The organism is Paraburkholderia sediminicola (assembly GCF_046026895.1).
GTDB classification, from domain to species: domain Bacteria; phylum Pseudomonadota; class Gammaproteobacteria; order Burkholderiales; family Burkholderiaceae; genus Paraburkholderia; species Paraburkholderia sediminicola_C.
In genome coordinates, this window is sequence record NZ_JAQQEU010000109.1 from 1 (window position 1) to 17,951 (window position 17,951).

7 protein-coding genes and 5 pseudogenes are annotated in these 17,951 nt (G+C 61.6%); 7 read left to right on the top strand and 5 right to left on the bottom strand.

The annotated features are described in order from the left end of the window. From PQR02_RS36835 to PQR02_RS36850, 4 genes and pseudogenes are all read left to right on the top strand, one after another. Positions 1–199, top strand: a 199-nt coding sequence (locus tag PQR02_RS36835; protein ID WP_408242789.1) for a hypothetical protein, incomplete at its 5' end; no start/stop codon positions are given. 833 nt (positions 200–1,032) lie between these two features. Beyond that, the gene (locus tag PQR02_RS36840; RefSeq protein WP_408242790.1) at positions 1,033–6,690 is read left to right on the top strand and encodes a trifunctional serine/threonine-protein kinase/ATP-binding protein/sensor histidine kinase; all 5,658 of its coding nucleotides are present in this window, start codon (positions 1,033–1,035) and stop codon (positions 6,688–6,690) included. 214 nt (positions 6,691–6,904) lie between these two features. Then, positions 6,905–7,192, top strand: a pseudogene (locus tag PQR02_RS36845) (transposase); the annotation flags it as partial. Between the two features lie 442 nt (positions 7,193–7,634). Beyond that, on the top strand, positions 7,635–9,371 hold the full coding sequence (locus PQR02_RS36850; RefSeq protein ID WP_408242791.1) for an IS1634 family transposase: 1,737 nt from the start codon (positions 7,635–7,637) through the stop codon (positions 9,369–9,371). An 80-nt stretch (positions 9,372–9,451) separates the two neighbouring features. Here the strand turns inward: PQR02_RS36850 and PQR02_RS36855 are convergent, their stop codons facing one another. Then, entirely contained in the window at positions 9,452–11,044 is a 1,593-nt protein-coding gene (locus tag PQR02_RS36855) for a benzoate-CoA ligase family protein (protein ID WP_408242792.1), read from the bottom strand. Between the two features lie 328 nt (positions 11,045–11,372). Between PQR02_RS36855 and PQR02_RS36860 the strand changes: the two are divergent. Then, a pseudogene (locus PQR02_RS36860) lies at positions 11,373–11,714 on the top strand (rhodanese-like domain-containing protein); the annotation flags it as partial. Between the two features lie 452 nt (positions 11,715–12,166). Here the strand turns inward: PQR02_RS36860 and PQR02_RS36865 are convergent. Together PQR02_RS36865 and PQR02_RS36870 are read right to left on the bottom strand one after the other, a co-directional pair. Continuing rightward, the gene (locus tag PQR02_RS36865) at positions 12,167–13,303 is read right to left on the bottom strand and encodes an IS110 family RNA-guided transposase (protein WP_408242793.1); all 1,137 of its coding nucleotides are present in this window, start codon (positions 13,301–13,303) and stop codon (positions 12,167–12,169) included. Positions 13,304–13,597: 294 nt separating this feature from the next. Continuing rightward, complete coding sequence (locus PQR02_RS36870) at positions 13,598–14,854, bottom strand: hypothetical protein (RefSeq protein ID WP_408242794.1); 1,257 nt, start codon at positions 14,852–14,854, stop codon at positions 13,598–13,600. A gap of 267 nt (positions 14,855–15,121) precedes the next feature. Here PQR02_RS36870 and PQR02_RS36875 point away from each other — a divergent pair. Together PQR02_RS36875 and PQR02_RS36880 are read left to right on the top strand one after the other, a co-directional pair. Further along, a pseudogene (locus PQR02_RS36875) lies at positions 15,122–15,412 on the top strand (transposase); the annotation flags it as partial. Between the two features lie 1,009 nt (positions 15,413–16,421). Further along, positions 16,422–17,024 carry an ANTAR domain-containing response regulator gene (locus PQR02_RS36880; protein ID WP_408242795.1) on the top strand — a complete coding sequence of 201 codons (603 nt, stop codon included), beginning with the start codon at positions 16,422–16,424 and terminating at the stop codon, positions 17,022–17,024. Here the strand turns inward: PQR02_RS36880 and PQR02_RS36885 are convergent. Together PQR02_RS36885 and PQR02_RS36890 are read right to left on the bottom strand one after the other, a co-directional pair. Continuing rightward, a pseudogene (locus tag PQR02_RS36885) lies at positions 17,021–17,468 on the bottom strand (DDE-type integrase/transposase/recombinase). The gene PQR02_RS36880 and the pseudogene PQR02_RS36885 overlap by 4 nt on opposite strands. A gap of 296 nt (positions 17,469–17,764) precedes the next feature. Next, a pseudogene (locus tag PQR02_RS36890) lies at positions 17,765–17,951 on the bottom strand (hypothetical protein); the annotation flags it as partial.

Sequence of the window (17,951 nt, forward strand, 5' to 3'; positions counted from 1 at the left end):
TTGTCTCGTCTCGTCACTTTGCATTACTGACTATATTGTCCTCGTCGACAACCCGATAGCCACCATTTTTCGCAACGATTCATCCTGCTTCGCAGGCTCGCGAACGTCGCTGGCATCCTGCGAGCCGCACAGCCGCGAAACTAGCAACCAGTTGAATTTGAACGCGATGCTGTACCCGAGATGGAGGAAGGCCCTCTGATATCGGCTTGCAGGAGCAGATGTCAAACAGCCGTAAGCTGCTTCAGTCGGAAACGCTGCGGTGGTGAACGTTACGGTTAAAAGGCGTGATCAAACACGTCATGTATGGATTAGAGAGACGAACGCAAGTGAACCGCTGACGACGCATCGAAAGAGGTAGATGGCATCAAAACTGGGAGCGCCTCCCACTCCCAGGATCAGCGTGGCGGGAACCTGCTTACTGGCCATGTGGTGTCCGGTGTATAGGCGGCGTGACTCTAATCCGGGCTCGGGTCCGGAACTTGGGAACTCTTCATGTGATGCCAAGGGAAAACCTTATAAGTGGGACCCACGAAGGGGGAAAGTACCGATGCATATGAAGGGGGCGGATCATCCCGTAGTAGTGTTGAAGCTCGCGTAATGCGAGTGGAGCGAAGGGGATGACTCAGCTCAAGGAAGGCTACTGCCAACCGGGAAACTGGGATGAGCAGTTGCTTTCCGCGTCGATTTGCCATCGCGAGGTGGCAAAAGGATGGCTGGGACGAGCCGTGTAAATCGAGAGGTTTACGCACGGTTCTGTGGGCGGCTGGTGGTGAAATTCCACCGGCCGACCCGGCAAACCGCGGGCGGCCCAATGCGGCCGGAACTGTAGCGCTGTGGGAAATGTTCGCGCGGACCGGGGAATGATGGTGAGGTTGGGCGAACCGGGCGGAGCGTACGCTGCCACGTGCGATTTTGTGAGGGCGTGGACCGAGTAGACTAGTTATCAAGTCGCTCGGACCCTACGCTCCATGCAACAGCGAAATCGACGCGCGTCGGAGTCAGGCTCGGGCGCAGCGGACAAAGGAGAGGGTCATGGTCATCGCGAACTGTCAGACCTTTGAGCGGATCTGCGCGACTGCCGGCTCCGACCTCTACCGTGCCCGCCGCTTGACGGATGGGATGCCGGTGCTGTTGAAGCTTCCTGCGGAAAACGCCGACGCAGCCCACTCCGCTCGTTTGAAGCGCGAATACCTGCTGCTGCAATCCCTGAATGTCGCCGGCACTGCCAAACCGCTGGCGCTGATCGATGAGCGCGGCGGCCTGGCGCTGGTCCTGGAGGACTTCGCAGGCGAGTCGCTCGACGTCGTTCTGGATCGTGCGCCGCACATGGACCTCGATGTTTGCCTGCGTATCGCCCGCCATCTTGCCGATACGTTGGCGGGGATCGAAGCCGCCCGGGTCATCCATTGCGATATCCGGCCCGCCAATATTCTGGTCGCGCCAGAAACTGGCGAGGTTCTGCTGGTCGACTTCAGCCTCGCGACGACTCTGGAACACAACACGGCCTCGTCCGAGGACGTTGTGGTATCCGTGGGCGATTGGGCGTATGTGTCCCCCGAGCAAACGGGTCGCATGAATCGTCCGGTGGATCACCGGAGCGATTGCTATTCGATGGGCGTGTTGCTCTTTCGTATGCTGACCGGACAGTTGCCGTTCCACGCGAACGATCCACTGGAATGGGCGCATTGCCATATCGCCCGCCTGCCGCCCGCGCCCCATGAGATCGTGTCGGAGGTGCCGCAACCGGTGTCGGATATCGTGATGAAATTGTTGGCCAAGCTACCGGAAGACCGTTACCAGAGTTGGCACGGGCTACGCGCCGATCTCGATCGGTGTCTCGCGCAACCGCGGGTGTCGGGCCGGATCAAGCCGTTCCCGCTCGGCATGGACGATCTGTCGGAGCGCTTCCAGGTCCCGCACAAACTTTACGGACGCGAAGAGGAAGCGACTTGGCTCCTCGCTGCATTCGAACACATGGCGGCCACCGGCCAGGCGGCTCTGGTGACCGTCTCCGGGTACTCGGGCATCGGCAAGTCGGCGCTGGTCGATGCGTTGCGCCAGCCGATTGTCGCAAAGCATGGCTATTTCATTGCCGGCAAGTTCGATCAGTACCAGCGCGATGTTCCGTATGCCACCATCACGCAAGCGTTTCGCGAACTGGCGCGGCAACTGCTGGCAGAAAGCGAGACGCGCATCGCCGGCTGGCGGCAACAGATTCAGACCGCGGTCGGGGTGAATGGCCAGCTTATTGTCGATGTGCTGCCCCAGGTCGAACTGATCATCGGCCCGCAACAGGTCGCCCCGGCGCTGCCGCCGACCGAGGCGCAAAACCGGTTCCGGATGGTGTTCCGTCAATTCATGACGGCGTTCACGAGCGAGGACCATCCGCTGGTCCTTTTCCTGGACGATTTGCAGTGGATCGATGCCGCCAGCCTGACGCTCATCGAGCACCTGGTCACGCATCCGGACACGCGATATCTGCTGCTGATCGGCGCCTATCGCGATAACGAAGTCAGTGCATCGCATCCGCTCGTGACCACCCTCGAGACGATCCGCCACAGTGGCGCGCCAGTGACGGACCTCAAACTCGCGCCGCTGTCGGTCGTGCATCTGAACCAGCTGGTCGCCGACACGCTCCATGCGTCACCCGCCACCTGCGAGCCGCTAACGCGGCTGGTCTGTGAGCGTACCGAGGGCAACCCGTTCTTCTTTATCCAGTTCCTGGATACGCTGCATAAGGAGGGGTTGTTGCGGCATGACACGCAACACCGGGCCTGGCAGTGGGGCCTGGATCAGATCAAGGCGAAGGACTTCGCCGACAACGTCGTCGACCTGATGGTGGACAAGCTGCGTCAACTGCCAGGTCCAGCGCAGAAAGCGCTGCGGTGGGCCGCTTGCCTGGGCAACACCTTCTCGCTGCGCCATCTCGCGCTGGTCAGCGCGCTTCCAGGTGACCAGTCAAAAGCGCCAGCGCGGCAGTGCCTCCGTGACGCTGAGCTCGAGGCCGAGGTGGATCAAGGGCTCGCGGCAGCGGTGCGCGAAAACTTAATCGTGCGCCCCGGCGGCAGCGGCAAGTTCCTGCACGACCGGATCCAGCAGGCCGCTTATTCCCTGATTCCGCAAGCATCCCGTGCCGGCGCTCACCTGTTCATCGGCCGCGCGCTGTGGGCGAACCTGACGGCAGACGAACTCGCCAGGCATGTGTTCGATGTCGCGAACCAGTTCAATCGGGGCGCTGCACTGCTGGATGACCGGGACGAGAGAGCGCAGGTGGCGGCGCTCAACCTGCGTGCCGGGCGCCGGGCCAAGGCATCGGCGGCCTATGCCTCGGCGTGCGTGTACCTGACGGCCGGCATGGAACTGCTCGACGACAGCGACTGGGGCAGCCGGTACGAACTGATGTTCAGCCTGTGGCTCGAGCGCGCGGACTGCGCGTTTCTGACCGGCGACTTCGGCCAGGCCGAGCGACTGATCGCGGAGTTATTGCGGCACGGGGCGTCAAAAGTCGACGTGGCGGCCGTCTACCATCTAAAGGTTCTGTTGCATCTTGCGAAGTCGGAAAGCCCGCAGGCCGTCGACAGCGCACTTACCTGTCTGCGCCTGTTCGGCGTCGACCTTGCGGCACACCCGACCTGGGAGCAGGTCCAGGCCGAATACGAAACCTTCTGGCTCAACCTGGGGGGACGCCCGATCGAGGACCTGATCGACCTGCCGCTGATGACCGATCCGGAACTCCAGGCCGCGATGCGTCAACTCTCGATCCTCCTGGAAGCCGCCTACTTTACCGACCCCAATCTGCTTTGCCTGCACCTGTGCCGAATGGTGAACATCAGCCTGAAGCACGGCATGAGCGGCGCGGCGGCGCACGCCTGCACCGGTGTCGGGTTCATCCTCGGCCCGGTGTTTCACCGTTACCGCGACGGTTACCGTTTCGCCAGGCTCGCCTGTGACCTGGTCGAAAAACACGGCTTCCTCGCCGATCAGGCCAAGGTCCATATTGCGATGGGACGAGTTGCGTTCTGGACGCAGCCAATCGCGAGCGCACTCGATTTCCATCGGTCAGCCTTTCGCACCGCAACCGAGACGGGCGATCTTACGACGGCTTGCTACAGCATGTACCAATCTGTTACATGCCTTCTCGAACGAGACGATCCGCTCGACGGGGTGTGGCGCGAGTCGGAGCGGGCCCTGGACTTCCTGCGAAAAGCCCGGTTTCACGACACCGCGGACCTCATCGTGAGTCAGCAACGCTTCATCGCGACGATGCAGGGGCGGACCGCGACCTTCGCCACTTTCAGCGACACGCAGTTCGACGAGGCGGCGTTCGAGGCACAACTGACGGACGACCGGATGAGCTCGTTGGTCTGCGGATACTGGATCATCAAACTGCAGGCGCGGTTCCTGTCGGGCGAGTACGCCGAAGCGCTCGCGGCAGCCAACAGGGCGAAGGCGTTGCTTTTCTCCCTGGTCGGCCTGATTCCCTGGCTCGACTACTTTTATTACGCCGCGCTGACGGTATCCGCGCTCTATGAGAACGCATCCGCCGATGAGCAAGCCGGGTGGCGCGACCTCCTGACAGCGCATCGCGAACAACTGCGCGAGTGGGCCGACAACTATGCTCCGACGTTCGCCCACAAGCACGCCCTGGTGTCGGCCGAGATCGCCCGCATCGAAGGGCGAGACGCCGATGCCTTGCGTCTGTACGAAGAGGCCATTAACGCGGCCAGCGAGCAACGCTTCGTCCAGAACGAAGGCATCGCGCATGAGTTGGCCGCCAGATTTTGTATTCGCCGCGGATTGACGACAGCCGGTCGCGCCCATCTTGGCGAAGCGCGCAACTGCTTTATGCGTTGGGGCGCCGACGGCAAGGTCCGGCAGCTTGACGCGCGCATGCCGCCGCTGCGCGCACCGTTAGCTTTATCGTCGGCCTCACTGTCGGAATCGAGGTCTGCCACAACGCATGGCAACGTCGCGCAACTGGATCTGCTCTCGGTCGCCAAGGCCTCGCAGGCCATCTCGAGCCAGATCGTGCTGGAGGACCTGGTCGACACGTTGATGCACGTTCTGCTCGAAAATGCTGGCGCGCAGACGGGCCAGCTGCTGCTCGCCCGTAACGAGCGCCTGGACCTCGCGGCCGAAGCGAGCGTCGAGCAACAGACGATTCACGTGCGGTCACACGTGAACCAGGGACCCGCATCGGCGCTACCTGAACCGGCGTGGCCGGCATCGATCATCAACTATGTCCGGCGCAGCCATGAACAGGTGCTGCTGGCCGATGCGACGCAATCGAACCCGTTTTCGACAGACGTCTACTTTGCCCGCCGGCAACCGAAATCGGTGTTGTGCCTGCCGATCATGCGGCGCGCCGAGTTGATCGGGTTATTGTACCTGGAGAACAGCCTGGCCACGCATGCGTTCACGCCCGAACGCATGACCGTGCTGGAACTGCTGGCCTCGCAGGCGGCAATCTCGCTGGAGAACGCGCTGCTCTATGCCGATCTGCAGCGGGAGAATAGGGAGCGCAAGCTTGCCGAGGAGGAACTGCGCGAGCGGGAAGCTCGCATCCGGCGACTCGTCGAGTCGAACATCATCGGACTGTTCTTCTGGAACGTGACCGGTATGGCCACTGACGCGAACGACGAGTTTCTTCGGATCGTAGGCTACTCGCGACAAGATCTGCTCTCGGGCCACGTCGGATGGGCCGACATGACGCCACCGGAATATCGCGCCGTCGATGCGCACGCACTTGAAATGCTCCGGCTTGGGGAGACTTGCCAGCCCCGTGAGAAAGAATACATCCGCAAGGACGGCCGGCGCATCCCGGTTCTCGTTAACGCGGCGCTACTGGAAGGCTCGCAGGAAAACGGCGTGGCCTTCGTGCTCGACCTGACCGAACGCAAGAAGGCCGAGGCGGAGCTTGCAACCCGGCGGTTCGAGGCGAAGCGGGCGGAAGAGCAGTTGCTGGCGTTGCAGGCGGAACTCGCTCATGCAACTCGCGTGACAACCCTTGGGGAACTGAGTGCATCCATCGCCCACGAACTAGGGCAGCCGCTCGGTGCGATCGTGACCAGCGGCGAAGCCTGTCTGCGATGGCTCGGCCACAGGACACCGCAGCCGGAGGAGGTGCGGGCCTGCGTGGAGCATATGATCGCCGAAGGCAGGCGTGCGAGCGAAATTGTCCTGCGTGTCCGCTCGCTCATCAAAGGGGATGTCCCGCGGAAGACGCAACTGGAACTCAACGATGTGGTCAATGAAGTTGTGCTCATGGTTCAGCGCGAAGTCTCGAATCATCGGATTTCGTTGCGACTCAAGCTCGCCTCAGAAATGCCTCCCCTGCTCGGCGATCGGGTACAGCTTCAGCAGGTGCTCATCAATCTGGTCGTCAACGGAATCCAGGCGATGGCTGACATCGGCGACGACGCACGTGACCTACTGATCGAGTCCCGTTGGGATAACGACGGGCACGTGGTCGTCGCGGTACAGGACTCTGGCACGGGCATCGATCCAAAAAACGCGAATCGGCTGTTCGAGCCTTTCTTCACGACGAAGTCCAACGGAATGGGCATGGGATTGTCGATCTGCCGCTCGATCATCGAAGCCCACGGAGGGCGGCTGTGGGCGTCCAGCAATGCCGGGCACGGTGCGACTTTCCAGTTTAGTCTGCCTTCGATTGGCGAGACCGCGTCGTGACGGAGAGGCGGTGCCCGTTTTCGCAGAAGGGGTAGTGTGCTGAGAGATGGGCGGAAAAGCTGAGGGCAGGAAGGGGGGCGTGGTGTAAGTTGATGAATGTCCAGTTCGCCAATGTGCCCTCGGGAGGGCTTACGCCAGGGCCACAACCAAGCATAGTACGAACAGGCCGCCAGCGGAAGCGCTGGTGGCCGGCGACCTGGACCAGATGAAGGCCGTGCAGGGGGTGTCCACGCGCAAGGTGAAGGCGATTACGGAAGAGCTATGCGGTCACAGCTTCTCGGCCTCGGCAATTTCGGCGATTAACAAGGGGCTGGACGCGACGCTGGCGAAGTTTGCCCACCGGCCGCTGGAGGAAGCGTATCCGTACCTGATCGTCGACGCGCGCTACGAGAAGGTGCGTGAATCAGGGGTGATCCGCTCCCAGGCGGTACTGATGGCCATCGGCATCAACTGGGAAGGCCACTGCCAGGTGCTCGCCGTGGAACTGGCCAACCGCCAAAGCTAGGCTGGAGCGGTTGCCGGGCGGGACTTACACCCGCAGGAAAGCGCCGCCTTTGCACGGCGCACGCCATCTACGGCCGTTCGCCCGGGCTTTCGCGCGGCCATTTGAACGTCGGCCACACCCAAGGGACTTCGCGCGACACTCCTGTCCGGCGCGTCGTCGGCCTATGAAGCGGTCATCGGTCCATCGACAAGCAGCGGCCGGTATTTGCTTCGTCGCGGCAGCAAGCTCCGCGATTTCAGTGTTCGTTGTCGTTGCCGTGGTTGCGGAATTGTGCATGGACCACCTTTAGACCGAAGTTCCCCGCTTTCTCGTAGTGATCACGCGGCCGCAAGTTCGCGTGGTTGCTGAACATTGGCGCCTTTCGGGCGCTTTTATTTGCTTCCGCGTGTAGTCACTAAATTTCTTGACATGCTGCGTTTGATTGCCTATGTTTTTCTGCATGGCATCCCGAACCGGAACCGCTCACGTCGTCACCACATCGCGCGCCTACAAGGGCAAGGTGTACTACACGCACCTGCTGCGGCGTAGCTACCGCGAGGATGGCAAGGTCAAGAACGAGACGCTGGGCAACCTGTCTCATCTGCCGGAACCGCTGATCGACATCATTCGGCGCTCGCTGCAAGGCGAGACGTTCGTGCCGCTGGGCCAGGCGTTCGAGGTCACCGGCTCACTCGCTCACGGCCATGTGTACGCCGTTGAGTTGGCGATGCAGCGCTTGGGGCTCGCAGCGCTGCTGGGTAGCACGCCCTCACGTGAGCGTGAACAGGTGCTGGCGATGGTGGCCGCGCGCATCGTGGCGCCGCGCACAAAGCTGGCCACCACGCGCTGGTGGCACACCACCACACTGGCGACAGACTTCGGCGTGGCCGACGCCAACGAGGACGACCGGTACGCGGCGATGGACTGGCTGCTCGCGCGCCAGGACATGATTCAGAAGAAGCTCGCCGCGCGGCATTTGAGCGCCGGCGGCCTGGTGCTGTACGACCTGAGTTCCAGCTACTTCGAGGGGACCACCTGCCCGCTGGCTCGGCTGGGCCACAACCGCGACGGCAAGAAGGGGTTACTGCAAGTCAACTACGGGCTGCTAACCGATGCACGCGGCTGCCCAGTGGCGGTGTCGGTGCATGAGGGCAACGTGGCTGACAGCGCCACCTTCTTGCCCGAGGTGCAGCGCCTGCGTGAGCGCTTCGGCATCGAGCGGCTGGTGATGGTGGGCGACCGCGGCATGATCGGCAACGCCTCGATCGCCCAGCTGCGCGAGATGGCGGGCGTCGATTGGATCACGGCACTGAAGAGCGCTTCGATCCGCACACCGGTTGAGCAGGGCCAACTGCAGCTGGGGCTGTTCGATGAGCGCAACCTGTTGGAGATCGCTTCGCCGCAATATCGGGGCGAGCGGCTGGTGGCTTGCCGCAATCCGCAGCTAGCGGCGCTGCGCGCGCACAAGCGCCAGGAGCTACTCAGCGCCACCGAGCGCAACCTGCAGCAGATCAAGGATCGCGTGGACGCGGGCAGGCTCAAGGGCTCCAATGCGATCGCTCTGCGCGTGGGCAAGGTGATCAACCAGTACAAGGTAGCCAAGCACTTCGAATTGGACATTGACGACGACCGCTTCACGTTCGCTCGCAAGCACGAGGCGATCGCCGCCGAGGCCGCGCTGGACGGCATCTACATCATCCGCACCTCGGTCGATGCCGCGCGCATGGAGGCGGCCGACTGCGTGCGCAACTACAAGGCGCTGGCCAACGTGGAGCGCGCGTTCCGCAGCCTGAAGACGATGGACCTGAAGGTGCGACCGATCCACCACCGCACGGCTGATCGGGTGCGTGCGCACATCCTGCTGTGGATGCTCGCGTACTACGTGGAGTGGCACATGCGCGAAGCCTGGCGTGAACTGATGTTCGCCGACACCGACCAGGCGGCCAAGGCCACGCGCGACCCGGTGGCGCCGGCGCAGCGCTCACAGCAGGCGCAGGAAAAATTGGCCAGCTGCACCGTGAACGATGGCACGCCCGCACACAGCTTCTCTACACTGATGGCTGAGCTGGGTAGCATCGTGCGCAACACCTGCCACACACCCGGAGTCGGCCCTGAGGCGCCGACATTCGACATCGTCACCACGCCCAACGCGACGCAGCGCCATGCACTCGATTTGATCAAGCAGATCCGGCCGTAGACAGAAACCGGAACCCCGAACTCACCCCAACTGCTTGTGGCACAAGGGCAAACTCGCCCCGCCGCTACTGGAACTTCGGTTTAGAGCTGATCGCGCAATTTGAAGCGCTGGATCTTACCGTTTGCCGTCTTGGGCAGATCGTCGATGAACACGATATCGCGCGGATACTTGTGTGGCGCGAGCCGTTCCTTCACAAATGCCTTCAGTTCATCGGCCAGCAGCTCGGACGCGCTGACATGCTGCTTGAGCGCGACATATGCGCGTGTCTTGACCAGGCCATCGTGATCGACCCCGACGACTGCCGCTTCGAGCACTGCGTCATGCTCGGCCAGCACCATTTCGACTTCAACCGGCGAAACATATTGCCCGCTCACCTTCAGCATGTCGTCGCTGCGGCCCGCATAGACGTAGCAGCCGTTTGGCAACCGGCAATACTTGTCGCCGCTGCGAAGCCATTCGCCGAGGAACGTTGCGCGCGACTTCTCGCGATTGCACCAGTACATCAGCGCCGCGCTCGGCCCTTTGACGTAGAGATCACCGATCTCACCGTCGGGCACCGGCTGGCCGGTTTCGTCGCGCAATTCGACCGCATAACCGGGCACCGGCGTACCGGTAGTGCCGTATTCGACGTGGCCGACACGATTCGATAAAAAGATGTGCAGCATCTCGGTCGACCCGATGCCGTCGAGGATTTCGCACCCGAAATGGGCGGTGAAGCGCTCGCCGATTTGGCGCGGCAGTGCTTCGCCGGCCGATGTGCAGATGCGCAATGCGACGTCGGCACGTGCGGGCAGCCCGGGTGAGGCCATCATGCTGGCGTATAGCGTCGGCACACCGAAGAAAATTGTCGGACGATGGCGCACCAGGCGCGCGTACACGGCGTCGGCGGTGGGGCGCTCCGCCATCAGGACCGCCGTTGCGCCGACCGACAGGGGGAATGTCAGGGCGTTGCCCAGCCCGTAGGCGAAGAAGAACTTGGCCGCGGAGAACACGACATCCTGTACGGTGATCCCGAGGATCGGCTTGGCGTACAGCTCTGCGGTCCAGTATAGATTCGCGTGCGTGTGTACGGTGCCTTTGGGCTTGCCCGTCGAGCCGGATGAGTAGAGCCAGAACGCAATGTCATCGCCACTGCTGGACACCGCGTTCTCGGCGGGCTTCGCGTGCTCGATCAGCTTGGTAAATACGCGCTCGGAGGGCAACTCCGCATCGGCGGGCTGAGATACGATCAGGATGCAGCCGTTGTGCTCGGCGTCGGTGAGGCCCTGGGCGACGGTTGGCAGCACAGCGCCGGACGCTATCACCGCGCGGGCGCGACTGTGCGTCAAGACGTGGGCATAGTCGGATGACGTCAACAGCGTATTGACCACGACCGGCACCACACCCGCATAGAGCGCACCCAGAAATGCAATCGGAAGTTCGACCGTATCCAGCATCGCCCGCAGGAGGCGCTCTTCAGGACGAATGCCGAGCGAATGCAGGGCGCTCGCAAAGCGTCGGGCACGATCTTCAAGCTGACCATAGGTGGTCACGCCGGCGTCGTCGATATAGGCCAGCTTGTCCGCCCGACTCTGATTGATGCGGAACAAGTGTGACGCGAAATTGAATTGCGCAGGCGGTGGTTCGACATTCAATGACGCCTGGCTCGCCAGCGATTCTAGCAGGGCTTCCATGTTTACCTCGAAGGATTGGGGGCGCCCTGGGTTCGATCCGCGTCGAGTTTGTCGCGGGCCGGCTCTAATCGGTCTGTGGCACCCGGTACGCCGCCTCGTGCATGGCTGATCATGATGCAACTACGGAACGCCCTTTGACGATACCAACTAGTAGCTAACGCAAAACGGACGAGCCCATTACAAGTTTGCAATGAAGTCCCTTTTCTTACTTTGGCGCCTTGCCGCCGAGTGCGCATGCGTGGCCGGCTAGTCGGCGTGCACGCACGTTGGCAGCACGCCAAAGCCGACTAACGCATGTCACGCTCAATCACGATCACGTCACCGGTAGGAAAATCTCCGTGCGGTCCAGATCATCGACGTGCGTGAGCCTGACGAGTTCGAGGGACCGCTGGGGCGTATTCCCGAAGCCATGCGCATTTCACTCGGTGAGCCGGCGGGGCGGCCCGCTGAACTCACGAAGGAACGCCCGATCGTGACGGTCTGCCGAGCCCGCGGGCGGTCGGCACAAGCGACGGTTACGCTACGGCAGTCCGGACTCGAGGGCGTCGCTAACCTCGCCGGTGGCATGCTCCGCTGGCGTTCAGAAGGCCGCGTCGAAAACGCTGGCATGTGGCCGCCTCATCGACGATGGCGAACTTCCAGCCAACCAGCCTACGTTTTGGCCGATTAGCCTGCCGATCAAAGACGCGGACCAAAGGCTCATATCGGCCGATGACCTGCCGACCGACTCGAACGGATGAATGACCGCTTCTATGGGGACTTGTTTGTCAAGCCATTTTGCTCACGTGAAGGGCTTGGACTTCATGGCGGCACCTGTATGTTGTGTTGAGCGGGTGAAGCGTTAGCACGACATGGCCGTTCCCATCCTGATCCGAGGTCGGGGTGTAACGAGCGTTCGAGCCAGTGCCCGAACGAACTTCTATCCGTGCAGGGTGCAAACACCCTGCACCTCATGCAGCATGCGCGCAAGGCGCACTGACAAACCCCAGTTATGGGCGCACCCCATCTGTTACCACGGTCACGGGGTTGCCGTGACCCGCGGTCGTTACGGGCGCGTCGACCTTTGATCATGACGATGCCTTGCATACCAAGCCGTGCATGAGCACCGTGCTGCTCAGAGCTTCAGGCAGCCGCCGGCTTGAGTGAGGCCCCGGCCGGGATCTCGCCGTGCTCGAGGTAGCGCCACAGTGCGATGGCCAGGCGCCGCGCCAACGCCACGATGCCGACCCGTCGCATGCGCTTGCCGCTGCCCGCAAAGCGCTGGTTAAACCACCGGGTCAAGAGGCTCTCGGGCTGCAGGGTCAGCCAGCGCCAGGCCAGTTCGACCAGCATCGTGCGCGCTCGCTTGTTGCCCGCCTTGCTGATGCCTTGCTCGATCTGACTGCCACCACTGTCGTAGGGCGTCGGCGTGAGCCCCAGACAGCCGGCCAACTCGCGCCGGTTGGCGAAACGTCGCCAGCCAAACACTTCCTTGACCAACACCCAGGCGCCCTTGTGTCCGATCGCGCGCAGTCGTGCCAGTTGCGCCACCAGCGGATGCTTGCCTTCGGCCAACTCCTGGCGCCGCGCCGCTTCCAGCGCCTTGAGCTGCTGCTTGACGAGCGCCAGTCGCGCGCTCTCGCGCTCGATCTCGCCGCGCAACACCGGGGGTACCTGCTCGCGATGGCGCTCCCACCACGTCGCCCAGTCCCGCCCACCGACGATGACAGGCACACGCAGGTTGTGTAGCACCAGCAGTGAGCCGATGCGGTTCATGTGGGCGGTACGCTCCTGGGTCAGCCGGGCGAGTTCACGGTGCGTGCGGCGCGCGTCTTCCTGCTCCGGCGTGGGCTCGTGCAGCACCGACCAGACACGCTCGCCAGCATGGTAGCGCCTGAGCATCACCAGCAGCTTGTCGCCGTCGAGCCGGTCGGTCTTGGCCCGCCTGGCGCGTCGATTCACTTCGATGCTGGCGGAGTCGACCACGATGTTGTCGATGCCTTGCTCGGTCAACCAGCGGTGCAGCCACCAGCCATCGCGGCCGGCTTCATAGCAGGAATGCACCTTGGCCTGCGGATCAAGGTGGCAGCGCTCCTTGGCCCGGCGCACGGCGTCAAGCACCGCAACCGTGTCGCCGGCACGTACGCTGAAACGGCTCGGGCCGCGCCGGCCGTCGCTGATGGTCAATTTCCAAAACTTGTCGCCGAGTTCGAAGCTCAGGTACAGATCGTCCTGGATTGCCGTTTCCTTACCTTGTGGGACTGTCTGGGTCGTAGACATTTCCGTCTCCTTTGCGCAGAGTAGGAAATCCCGTTTTAGCTAGACGGGCCTCGCTCGGCTAGTCCCACATAGCATCTGCGCCCGCGGATTCAACCGGTCGATCTGCGTCGGCCATCATCCGACTGCGTGCGGCCACTTGCGGTCGTTCGAACTGGGCCCCCAGTTAAACCGTTTCGGCGGCCAGCAAACGGTGAACGAGGATGGCATGCCGATGAATTTTCCTCCGCCATGGCGAGCAACGGAAGGTTGTAGGTCTGTACTCGCCCCCGGATTTTTCGCGTTCTCGCGTGCGCGCTAATGGCCGCAGGCCACACGAAGTAGCGCCTCGACTTTCGCCAGGAAGCCCTTCATCGGAGTGTAGCTCGTATAAAGCATGTTCAAGTGGCCGTTGAGTGTCCCGATGCCGATGATCTGCTCGTCCACGACGCCCGTCAAGAAAGCGGACCCCCAGATCGATCTCAATGTGAGGTCTTTTGTTCCTCCGTCGAAGCCGATCCTTCCAATGTTCGAGATAATGGCTTCGAAGGAAAGCCCATTTGCGAGAAAGTCAAGAGTGGCCTGCACATCCATTCCCCTCACTACGGCATCGGTCATGGCCATAGCCGCACCCTGCAAGGCTTCGCGTGACTTCTGGCTGGCGAGAGCAGTTGTGAAGCGGCGCGCTGTGACCCAAAAATCGTGTAAGGCAGCCGCCTCAACGGAAAGGATCCCCGCGCCGAAATACATGGCTGAGGCCCTGCCGACTCCGGCTTCTTTTCGGCAGTCGATGTTGGAGAAGATGCGCACAGGTTTTTCCTGCCATTCAGCCGAAAGCGAGCGACCGGCGTGAAGGACCGCTGAACAGAGAGCGCCATGCACAGTTGTTCGCTCAATCCGGGCGCGCTCGGCGAGCGTGCACGTAAGATTCGCACTGAGCGCCAGGTTGCTAATTTCTGGAGGCGCCGGATCCGGTCCGCGGAAGGCTACGGGAGGACCTGCCGGCAACGTCTCCGGCAGCGGCGTGCGCAGCGGCGCGCGGGCTATTCCAAGCTGCTCCTCGAGTGCCGGAAGAAGCGGATGCCGGTCGAGCGCATCTCCCGTTAGCGCTCTGAACAAGTCGCACATGGCAGCGGACATGGACATGCCATCGGAGATAGAGTGATGCGCGCAAATTATGAAGACCGAACGGTCCGGCCGGCGAACGAGGACGCCACGCAGAAGCGGCGTCTCGTTGCCCGAGAAAGGAGTGTAGAGTTCCCGGGCCATCTCCGCCTGCCAGCTCCCGCCGGCATGCTCTTCCACGACGCGCAGTGGAATGGGCGCGTTGTCCACGCGCCGGAAGAACGGGATCCCACCCGCAATGGTGTCAATGGAGACAGAAAAAAGTGGCTGGCTTTGTTGGAGTGCGTCGAGTGCGTCTCTCCACGAGTTGATTGACGTGCGCCCATCGACCTCCATCGCGTAAGCGAATCCGCGGGGACCGGATTGGCTGAAGCGCCAGTAGATTTCCTCAAAAGCACCGAGCGACCGAACGAACTCCTGTTCTCGGCCAGCTGTGTTGATCATCGCCATATCTAATCGTCGCTCTATGAAATGACTCGAAGCACTTTTGTCCTATTGGGGCATTTCTAGTTCAACTTTCCGGTCGGTTACAACCTTGACAAACTATTGCGAAACACTATGGTGACCGGGGCTTTCACTGGGTGAAGGCGCTGTCCGTGAACGTCCGCTGTCCGGAAAGCTGGGCTGTCCGTTGTGGGTCGAGATGGCGTGAAAACACGCTGATCACCTGAACTGGATTAACTCATTCAGCGTGGGTGACCGGATGAGGGGCGATTCATAAAAGGGGAAGATCGCAAGCAGGTGACGCTGCTTCCAGAATGCCTCGATGACTTCGTTGCTGAGGACAATCCAGTCAGGATCATCGAGGTGTTCGTTGAAGAGCTTGACCTTCATCACTGGGCTTCGATGGAGCAATGCCGTCAAGTACAGGTTGCCCGTCCCATCATCCAGCAGCGCTACAGAAGATCTATATCTATGGCTATCTGAACCGGGTTCAGTCGAGCAGCCGCCGGGAACGTGAATGCCAACGCAATGTTGAATTGATGTGGCTCACCGGCCGTTTGGCGACGGAGCTTCAGTTCACGGCACAGCATCACGAGGCGGCAGCACACGTTGCGGATGCCCGGTGCCGTGTCCCGTGCCAGCGCGGTCGAGCGGATGCGCCGGGCGAAACCCGCAATTGTCGCTGCATTTCCGGCAACATCCCGGGAACGTGACAGTACCAAGCCGTTTCTCGGACGCACCCTGATTGTCGACTCGCAAGGTTGGCCGGCGGCTGGTCCTGCCAGTCCAACGGGCGAAGAGATTCTGGTGGCGTCGGTGAATCTGGCCGATGCGCGCCGGCCACCGGCAATTGAAGGCGTTCAATCACGTATTGCGGGACCGCCGTCCTGATATCTACTGAGGACGGGCGGTCAATCGTAAGCGTTCACCCCGCGCTGCGCTTATACGCCCGTATAAGCGGGGCACGCTAACGCGGCATTGGCATATCCAACCGTAGAGTAGATTCGCCCTCCGATTCGACCTAATCTTCTCTCATCGTTACACGTTCGCTGTACACCAGCCGAAAGCTCGCGGTTCGGCCCCACGACGACACCACGCTTGCGGATGCCCGCCCGGCCGATTTCCTCTTTAGCGTCTCCAAGGAATCGTCGTGTCACATGTTCTTCGTCACTGGATTCATATCGGAAGCAACTCATATGGCGAGTACACGTTCGTGCCGTGGCTTGGCAGGACCGTTTATCGCCGTACGGTCGACTTCTCCTCGGTATGTATGCAATAGTCGCAAAGTCAGAACCTGTTTGACCGCTACCGTTGTTCGACTATTGTTTCACTCTTTCCCGAAGAGGGGCACGTTCTGGAACGCTGAACACAATGCGACTTCGGACATGCTTCCTCCGGGCCTCGACGATGTATTCGACCCAGGCGAGGTCGAGCCCGCAAACGACGCTGCGAGTCTCGCTTCTCTGGCCCTGCGGCGCTCACAGCTGAATGCCGATCCCGGCGTCATATCGCGCAACACGCCGGAACGGACCGCAGATTCAAGTCGTGAGTGCTTACATGCGAGGGCGGAACGATGAAGTGGACCGCGGATACCATTGCGATCCTGCGCGATTTGCGCTCGCTGAAAGTCGTTGTAATTCATCCGCAGGATCAGGATGGCGACGAGCTTCTCGCGCAACTCCACCGCATTGGGTGCGACGTGGAGGTATGCTGGCCAACACTCGACTGCTTGCCCTTCGGAACCGGGCTCGTGCTGATGGCGATGCGCCCCGAGACCCTCTCGAACAATTTTCCGTGGCTCGGAACCGGCAAGTCGCCGCCCGTGATTCCAGTGGTGACCCACGAAAACCCGATCACCATCGACGCGGTGCTGCGCCTGAATGCGCAGGCGATGATACTGTCACCGGTCCGCTCATTCGGTTTGCTGACCGCGATTGCGGTGGCGCTGACGCAATATCAGGCATTGCGGATGCGCGATCGATACATTGAGCGGCTCGAGAAGAAGCAAGCGAAGGTTCGAGTGATCCAGCAGGCCACGCAGCTTGTAATGGAAAGGCGCGGCGTGTCGGAAGAACACGCGTATCAGTTGCTACGCTCAAAGGCGATGCTCAAGCGTGAGCAGATCGAGGTGGTGGCAAGCGAGATTGTCAAGGCACACGAAACGCTGACTCTTTAGCCCACAGGAATACGCGCGTTCATTTTGCGCATGAACGAAGCGCGCAGGCCGGCTAACGTGGCGCGTCCGGATCGATGCCAAGCTCTAAAGCCGCTTATACAAATTCCGTTCGCCCGGTCAACGGCGCGGTAGAGATAGGCCCATTTGCCGCGAATCTTCACGTAGGTCTCGTCGACCCGCCACGACTGACCGGCTGTCGTAGCCAACCGATTCCAGCGCTTGACGAACTCCGGCGTGTGGCGCTTCACCCAACGCAGGATCGTAGTGTCCCACAGGGACTTCCTTCGGGGCGTGGGCGAGGGACAGGCCGCGCTCAGCCATCATCTCGACAAAATCACGCAGACTGAGCTTTTAGCGCAGATACCAACGCCCGCAGAGGACGATGACATCGCGGTCGAAATGACGCCCGTTGAACAACCATTCGAGGCCTTTCAGCTTGCTCATTGGCTCGTGGTCGCCGAAAGCTCAAGGGTAACAGACCGACGCGCCGAAATTGCACCACAACCGTGCCGGCTTGGTGCAGACGGCCGCGGTGCATCCGCTTCGTGATAACGAAGCCGTCAATGTCGTGCACCGCGGGCAGGCGAGTGTGCACCGCGCTCGTGCGCGCGATATGAAAATGCATTGTGAGTGCCGCTAACGCCTAATGAGCCGAGCCTCGGCCTCCACAAAATAGCACCTCGAATCTGCGTCCAATAGGCTAACTACACGAGTTTATTGGCTGGCGCGATCGGGTGTTGTCAACTTGCCGAGCGTGAGACGAAAAGCCGGCAGGCGTGGTGATCGCTTAGAAAACCGGTCGACGGATTTTGGGCGAGTTGGTTGAATTCGCGCCAGCCAACGAACCTTGCCGCCAGCTGTTTGCGATACGGTGAAGCGCGCAGCAGATGCCACTTGAGCGCGAAATGTTGCCGGATCGGCCGTTTT